The sequence below is a fragment of the Gluconobacter sp. DsW_058 genome (assembly GCF_002153615.1).
Classification (GTDB): Bacteria; Pseudomonadota; Alphaproteobacteria; order Acetobacterales; family Acetobacteraceae; genus Gluconobacter; species Gluconobacter cerinus.
Genome location: NZ_JOPH01000004.1, coordinates 121639 through 128953, shown reverse-complemented (window position 1 = coordinate 128953; position 7315 = coordinate 121639). Strand labels below are relative to the sequence as shown.

The 7315-nt window shown below is 54.2% G+C and carries 8 protein-coding genes and 1 pseudogene; 4 read left to right on the top strand and 5 right to left on the bottom strand.

Features of this window, described 5'->3' with window-relative positions:
• The 4 genes and pseudogenes from HK24_RS03395 to HK24_RS03380 all read left to right on the top strand — a co-directional run.
• A pseudogene (locus tag HK24_RS03395) lies at positions 1 to 147 on the top strand (glucose-1-phosphate thymidylyltransferase); the annotation flags it as partial.
• A 107-nt stretch (positions 148 to 254) separates the two neighbouring features.
• Positions 255 to 818, top strand: coding sequence for a dTDP-4-dehydrorhamnose 3,5-epimerase (gene rfbC / locus HK24_RS03390; protein ID WP_046900410.1), 564 nt, complete (start codon positions 255 to 257; stop codon positions 816 to 818).
• Positions 819 to 826: 8 nt separating this feature from the next.
• Positions 827 to 1717, top strand: coding sequence for a dTDP-4-dehydrorhamnose reductase (gene rfbD, locus HK24_RS03385; RefSeq protein WP_233126085.1), 891 nt, complete (start codon positions 827 to 829; stop codon positions 1715 to 1717).
• Positions 1718 to 1793: 76 nt separating this feature from the next.
• A complete protein-coding gene (locus tag HK24_RS03380) occupies positions 1794 to 2804 on the top strand; it encodes a glycosyltransferase (RefSeq protein ID WP_233126084.1) in 1011 nt (336 codons plus the stop codon).
• Here HK24_RS03380 and HK24_RS03375 read toward each other — a convergent pair.
• The 5 genes from HK24_RS03375 to HK24_RS03355 all read right to left on the bottom strand — a co-directional run bounded on the left by HK24_RS03375 (position 2795) and on the right by HK24_RS03355 (position 7310).
• Positions 2795 to 3238 (bottom strand): HIT family protein, encoded by a 444-nt coding sequence (locus tag HK24_RS03375; RefSeq protein ID WP_198942047.1) that lies wholly within the window; start codon positions 3236 to 3238, stop codon positions 2795 to 2797. The genes HK24_RS03380 and HK24_RS03375 overlap by 10 nt on opposite strands.
• Positions 3239 to 3267: 29 nt before the next feature.
• Positions 3268 to 4755, bottom strand: coding sequence for a sugar porter family MFS transporter (locus HK24_RS03370; protein ID WP_086633309.1), 1488 nt, complete (start codon positions 4753 to 4755; stop codon positions 3268 to 3270).
• Between the two features lie 258 nt (positions 4756 to 5013).
• A complete protein-coding gene (locus HK24_RS03365) occupies positions 5014 to 5820 on the bottom strand; it encodes a metal ABC transporter permease (RefSeq protein ID WP_086633308.1) in 807 nt (268 codons plus the stop codon).
• On the bottom strand, positions 5807 to 6472 hold the full coding sequence (locus HK24_RS03360) for a metal ABC transporter ATP-binding protein (RefSeq protein ID WP_086633307.1): 666 nt from the start codon (positions 6470 to 6472) through the stop codon (positions 5807 to 5809). The genes HK24_RS03365 and HK24_RS03360 overlap by 14 nt, the downstream gene beginning before the upstream one ends.
• A complete protein-coding gene (locus HK24_RS03355) occupies positions 6456 to 7310 on the bottom strand; it encodes a metal ABC transporter solute-binding protein, Zn/Mn family (RefSeq protein ID WP_086633306.1) in 855 nt (284 codons plus the stop codon). The genes HK24_RS03360 and HK24_RS03355 overlap by 17 nt, the downstream gene beginning before the upstream one ends.
• Positions 7311 to 7315 lie beyond the last annotated feature (5 nt).

Below are 7315 nucleotides of genomic sequence, written 5' to 3'. Positions count from 1 at the left end.
CGTCAGGGTATGCTGGTTGGCTCACCTGCTGAAGTCGCATTCCGCAACAAGTTCATCAACGCTGACCAGCTTCGCGCCCATGCGAAGAAGATGGGCAAAACGGAGCTTGGGCGCCTTCTGCTTGAACTCGCGGACCACGCTTCCTGAAATAAAAACCCCAAACGCTGTCTGAGTTTTTCAGACAGCGTTTTTTCGGAGACAATCTCTATTTGGCCTCCGGTTCTCAAACGTCATTTATAAAAAAGGAATTTGTTATGAAGGTTGAACGTCTCGCCATTCCCGACGTCATTCTTGTCACCCCGCCGCGTTTTAGTGACAACCGGGGTTTCTTTTCAGAAACTTACAATTTCGATCGTATGACAGAAGCGGGCATCAACCTTCCTTTTGTTCAGGACAATCAGAGCCTGTCCTGCGAAAAAGGCGTTGTGCGCGGACTTCACTGCCAGCTTGCCCCCTACGAGCAGGGAAAGCTGGTTCGTGTGACGCGCGGTGCCATCTGGGACGTTGCTGTAGATGCCCGTACAGGCTCCCCGACCTATGGTCAGTGGGTAGCTGCAGAGCTGTCTGCTGAAAACTGGTCTCAGCTCTGGGTTCCGCCGGGCTTTCTGCATGGTTTCGTGACTCTCGAAGAGAACACGGAAGTTCAGTACAAATGCACATCGCTTTACAGCAAGGTTTCCGAGCGCGCCGTCATCTGGAACTGCCCGGACCTGAACATCGATTGGCCCATCGCTGAAGAAGAGGCTATCCTTTCTGACAAGGATAAGGTCGCTCCGCACTTCTCCGCAGCCAAGGGCTGGTTCTCTTACGAAAAGTGAGTCGCATTATGTCCAGCACAGGTCCTATCCTCGTCACGGGCGGCAATGGCCAGCTCGCGACGTCTCTTGCGAACATCGGGGGTGATCAGATCATCCGTGTTGGGCGCCCTGAATTCGACTTTGACAAGCCGGAAACCATTTCCGCAGCTATCGAAAAATACCGCCCTGAAGCTGTCGTAAATGCAGCTGCCTGGACGGCCGTTGATCTGGCAGAAACGGAAACAGCTGGTGCTGAACGCGCCAACTGCTCCGGCCCAAAGGCGCTCGCAGAAGCCTGCGCAAAGGCCGACATTCCGTTCATCCACGTTTCAACAGACTATGTTTTCTCCGGTGACAAAGGATCTCCTTACACGGAAGAGGATCCTACCAGCCCTGAAACAGTCTATGGCAGCACAAAAGCTGACGGCGAACAGGCTGTTCTGGCGGCAAACCCAAAGAGCATCATCCTTCGGACCTCTTGGGTTTACTCCGCGCACGGCAAAAATTTCGTCAAGACCATGATCAATGCTGGCGCCAAAAATCCGGCGCTCAAGGTTGTTGGCGACCAAAGCGGCAACCCCACCAGTTCTGACGATCTGGCTGACGCTATTCTCGCTATTCTGGCCCTCATCGAGAAAGATGGCTGGAAGCCGGAATTTGCTGGCATCTATCATGCCAGCGGCACAGGCGAGACGACGTGGCACGGTTTGGCTGTCGCTGCATTGGAAGAAGCAGAAAAGCATGGTCAATCCATGCCAACAGTCAGTGCAATCCGGACTGAAGACTGGCCGACCCCGGCCAAGCGTCCGCAGGATTCAAGACTGGATTGTTCAAAACTTCATCGTGTGTTTGGCGTTCGGTTGCCTGAATGGCGTGACAGCGTCGCACGGACAGTCCACCGACTTTTCGCTGCGATCTGAAAAAAAGGGTCATCCAGCAATTACGCAGGATGACCCTTTTGCCTTGCTTCTTTGACCCGTCTTAACCAAGGATATTATGTCTTCTCCCCACTCCGGCATTCGCCGCTGGAACCCACAGATGATACGGGGAGGAGCAAGCCAGACCGCCGACAGGACAGACCGTGTCGCCATTCTACTGTCCTTGCATAACGGCGAAACCTATCTCAACGCACAGCTCGACAGCATTCTCGCGCAGACCCATACGGACTGGGTCCTTTACTGGCGTGATGACGGATCAACTGATGCATCCCGTGTGATCATGCTCTCATTTGAAGAGCATCGCGGACACGGGCGTTGCGTCGAAATTACATCCGTCATGGGCAATATGGGCGTGACGGGGTCTTATCTGCATCTTCTGGATTCCATTCCTCCAACGCCATTCGTAGCGTTCGCGGACCAGGATGACGTCTGGCAGCCCCAAAAGCTGCAATGGGCGCTGGAATGGCTCCAGAAACAGCCGCTCGACATGCCCACTTTATATTGTGCCCGTCAGTATCTGACAGATTCTTCGCTCAACGTGTTCAGTAAGTCAGCGTCCCTCAGCAGAACCCCTGACTTTGCATCCGCTCTAACGCAAAACATCGCAACCGGGCACACAGTTGTTATCAACGCAGCGACATATGAGCTTTTATATGAGCGACTGCCTCCACCCTTCATCCTGCATGACTGGTGGGCTTATCTCGTTACGATGGCCTCTGGCGGCAAAGTCTTTTTTGATGAGCGGTGTGTCAGCTATTACCGCCAGCACGCGCGCAACACCGTCGGAGCCAAACGCTCGCTTCTCAGCCGCGGCTTAAGTGCTCTCAGACGTGGACCCGGCGTCTTCATGACGATCTTTGAGTCCAATGTTCAGCACCTGCTCCAGGAACCGGATATCCTGACAGAAGACGCACAAACCCTTCTGTCAGAACTGGCCGGAGCCCGGACGTTAAGAGCCAGAATTAAAATCCTCTGGAGGCGAAGAGAACTTCAGCGCCAGACACGATGTGAGACCGCTATCTTCCGTCTCTGGTTTCTTCTCGCGGTCCGACAGCCTTCTCAAGGCTGAATATGTAGCTCGCGCCGCATGGCGTCCATGAAAGCCCCGTCATGCTCAAGACTGAATGGGCGTGCAGACGCATAATCATAAGCAATGCTGGCGGCTTTGATACGCAGGTCTTCAGGTTCTGAGGCATACCGCGGAACAATATGCGTATGAAGAGACGGTGCCAGATTGCACCATGTTTCGTAATTGATGCGGTTTGCGGCGGTAAGAGCCAGAAGAGCATCCCCGACGGCGGCAACATCCAAAAGATATTGAATCCGCTCCTCACCTTTCAGGTCATTCAGGGAAGGCACAACAGGATCGGCGAGGAGTTGGCAATATCCTGCAAGAGGCTGCGTCTCACCAATAACAAGCCAGCCTGATTTCATACGCCCAATGACAAACGGGTTGCTGCCACTTCGCGCGGCAACAACCCGTTTTGCAATAACATCCAACATGCATGTTTCCCTTCAAAAAGGGAAAGCTATCATGCAGCGGAGCGAGCGTCCTCTTCATCCTCTTCCGGCACAATACGCTTGTTGTCGCGAGTGGGCCGGAAACGGTTTTCCACTAGGGCGTCTTCAATATCTTCGAGAGAAGCACCGGATGTTTCTGGGACGAAGAAAAAGACAAAAATAACCGAAGCCAGATTGACGAGGGCATAGAACCACATCGTCCATGTCAGACCAATTCCCTCTGCCATCGTAAGAGCCGTGCTGGTGACGAGCAGATCAGCCCCCCACAGGGTAGCGGCATGCAGGGAGGTCGCCTGTCCACGCATGGACAGCGGGAACATTTCAGCACCCAGCAGCCAGCCACAGACCTGAATGCCACCCGAGTTGAACATCATGAACAGCAGCAGGAACGCGACGATCAGATATGACCCTGCACTACCTGCAGCAGGGTGCAGCATGAACATGATACCTAGGCCAACCAGTGAGAGTGCTGCCCCTGGCCCCATGATCAACATCAAACGACGCCGGCCAATCCTGTCCACAAAGAGACAGCCCAGAATGGTCATGATGCAATAAACGATCGCAACACCCAGCGATGCCCAGAGCGCTGACGAAGCTCCGAAACCAGCATCATTCAAAAATGTCGGGGCGTAGTAGATCATCATCTCCAGGCCACCGCACTGCGTAAAGAATGCTACACCCAGTGCTGCGACGAGAGCCGGTCGAACCCAGGGCTGGAAAAGACCATGCCACCCCCGGTTCTCCTGCTTGATGCCCTCTGCGTTCTCACGAATGGCCTCAACTTCTTTGCGAACTGCCCTTTTTGTAGTGCGGATACGGCTAAGGTGAAGGATGGCATTCTTCATGCCTTCATTCTCAGCAGACCAGCGCGGGCTCTTTGGCATGAAAAACATGGATACAAAGACGAGGAAAGCCGGTATCGCGGCAATCCCCACCATAGGGCGCCAGCCCCAGTTCGTGCGCTGTGTAAGACCGATGATATTGGCGATCAGAATACCGAGGCCGATCGCCACGTTGAACATCGTCACAAGGCTTCCCCGCCGTTCCTGGGGGGCCAGCTCCGAAATATACATCGGCACAACCTGTGTGGAACCGCCGACGGCAAGTCCAAGCACAAATCGTGCAGCAATGAGGCTCCATACATCCGGCGAGAAAGCGCACGCTGTCGCGCCAAGGACAAAGACACCACTCACGAGACACGTTGTGGTGCGCCGTCCAAATTTCTCTGAGAGAGATCCGGCCACAAAGGCGCCGAATACTGCTCCAAGAAGAATAGCCGAAGCAACGCTTTCTTTCATTGTAGAGTTCAGATGAAAATCATCGCCAATCAAAGGCAATGTGCCGGAGATGATGCCTGTGTCATAGCCGTAGAGGCCACCGCAGATTGCAGCAACCATGGCTGCAAGCATCAGGATCAATTTCGCGTTCGGTGAGACCTCAACCTGTGAGAGGTCTATCTTTTCACGAGCAGGTCGAGATGTTTTTGTATCATTTGGCATAATGACATTAACATATCGCAATCTATTCAGTTTTTCCGCATTTTTCTATTTTTTTGAAAATTAAGTGAGCTTCCACTTATTGTGGCCACGAAAACCAGAATTCTATATGAATATCAGGACTGCTCCGGAGACCTTCTATGCTGACGCCCACACCCGATACCACCCGTGATGTGCCCTATATTTCTGGTAGAATCCTGATCATCATGCACATCTGTATCGTTGCTTTCATCGTGTTCGTGCACTGGTTCGCCGGATCCCTTAATTAGTCCTCAGCCTCGTCCAGAGGTTCGCCAATCCATAAAAAATCCCTGCTCCCAACCCAATCCAGAATGGAATGGGGATATCCGTTATCCAGGACAGCATCAGACCGCCCCAGGACAGGACAAGAGCGAGCAATACGGAAACCAGTAGTCCTATCGCCGGGCATAGCCCTAGCCTCAATGCCGTAGCCGCCGGGCCAATCATGAGACTGAAGGCGAGCAATGCGCCGGAGACTTCAGCACATGCTGAACAGGCCAAAGCTGCTACAGCCATAAATCCAAGGGACGTCAGGCGCACAGGAACGCCCCGTGCACGCGCAACTTCTGGCGTCAGGCTCGAAAACAAAAGCGGCCGCCCAAGAAAAACAAGCCCCAACAGACAAAGAGCCGTCACTCCAGCCAGAATGAACAGCGTCGGAGTGTCAATTCCGAGCACATCCCCAAATAGCAGTGTCGTCGCCATGCTGGAGGCTCCGTTGGCCTCATGCAGGAACCAGGTTCCCAAGCCAAGGCTGGCGGCAAGCACAAGGCCGATCGTACTGTCTCTCTGAGGGGGAATTTTGCCGCGTCCCTCACCTTCGCTTCCTATGGCAAGGCCTGCCAGAAGGCTGAAAGCAATCATTCCGAAAAGAGGTGAAACGCCAAGCCAGACTGCCCCTGCGGCGCCACTGAAGCCAATGTGGGACAGTGCATGGGCGGCAAAAGCCTGTCGCCGCAGGCTCAGAAACCATCCCACAGTTCCTGCGAGAACAGAGACGAGCGTGCATCCCAGAAATGCATGCCGCATGAATTCAAATTCGAACATGCAACTCGCCATTTTCCAGAGCCAGAACGCGCGTTACTTTTCCTTCCAGCGCAGCAGTTTCATGAGATGTCATAAGGATTGAAACGCCAAGGGTCTGGGTGAGTGATACCAGCAGGGCAACAATCTGCTGCTGCGCGTCGTGATCCAGGGCGGCAAGGGGTTCGTCCAGAAGGAGCAGACTCGGTTGACCGGCAAGTGCCTGTGCCAGACAGACACGCTGTCGCTCTCCCCCTGACAGATGTCCCAGAGGCCGTTTTGAAAAAGAGAGTGCTCCAGTCAGGGCAAGAAGCCTCTCGGCCTCCTTTTTTCTTTGACCAAAACGAACAGGCACACCCCAGCGCGCACCGTCCATGGCAGCCATCACATGACTGATCGCCGGGATCATGAGAGCCGCATCGCTCAAACCCTGCGGCATATATCCAATGCGTTCACAGGCCATTCCGGGTGGGAGACCGTCAATCAGGATCTGTCCTTTCTCAGGCCTTACAAGATCCAGACAAGCCCGGAGAACAGTCGATTTTCCTGCACCATTTCGTCCTGACAAAAGCGTAATGCCTTCAAGAGGCACGGTCAGGGAAACCTGATTTAAAACACGTGTCTGGCCTGCACAGAGGGTAACATTCTCAAGAACAAGGTTATCGGGACTGGCCATCAAGTGCCTGCTGAACGGACTGAAGGATCGACGAGACCCAGTCTTGCCATTGCTGGCTGACAGGGAGCGTCTCTCCTATCATAACCAGCGGCAGACCGCTGCCCTTGGCCCGTTCTACCATACGGTCAATCTGTGGAGACCTGACGGCAGGATTGACGATCAGAAATCTGATCTGTCTGCTGTCTATTGCAGTTTCCAGTTGGGCCACATCCCGCGGAGACGGTTCGCTATGATGCATGACCGACAGGGCGAACCCGGGGTCAATGATCCTGAGTCCCATCGTCTGGATCAGATCAGCTCCCACCGGTTCCATGACACCGATGATAGTCCCGTCGTGTTTCTGCCTGATGGCCGCTGTCTGGCCAGACAGAGCATCAACCTGATTCAGAAAGCTCGTTAGGCGGCTACGAATATCCGTCTGATCCAGGCCCCGCGCTATAAACGTGTCCGCCACGGCTGAGGCCACTTTACGCACGGCGTTCAGATCGAGGAACAGATGCGGATTATCCCCTGCGCGCCATCCCGCTTCTTCGGCCGCAATAATCCGCGTTGCTGATGAAGGAGAAAAATGGACTGCCCAGTCATCGTAGGTCGCGCCATTCAGAACGATGACGCTGGCATGAGCCATGTTCCGCGCCATGGATGGCGTTGGCGTCAATTCATGAGGATCGATGCCCGGAGTTGAAATTAAAGACTGTGTCTGAACAGCCGGTCCACCAATCTGCGCTGCAATATTACACCAGGCTGCCTCAACGCAGACCACAGGCAACGGAGCAGCATACGCAAAAGGCGCAGTCAGAAGCGAACCAGCCAGAAACAGGGTTCGGACACAGCGCATGAGTT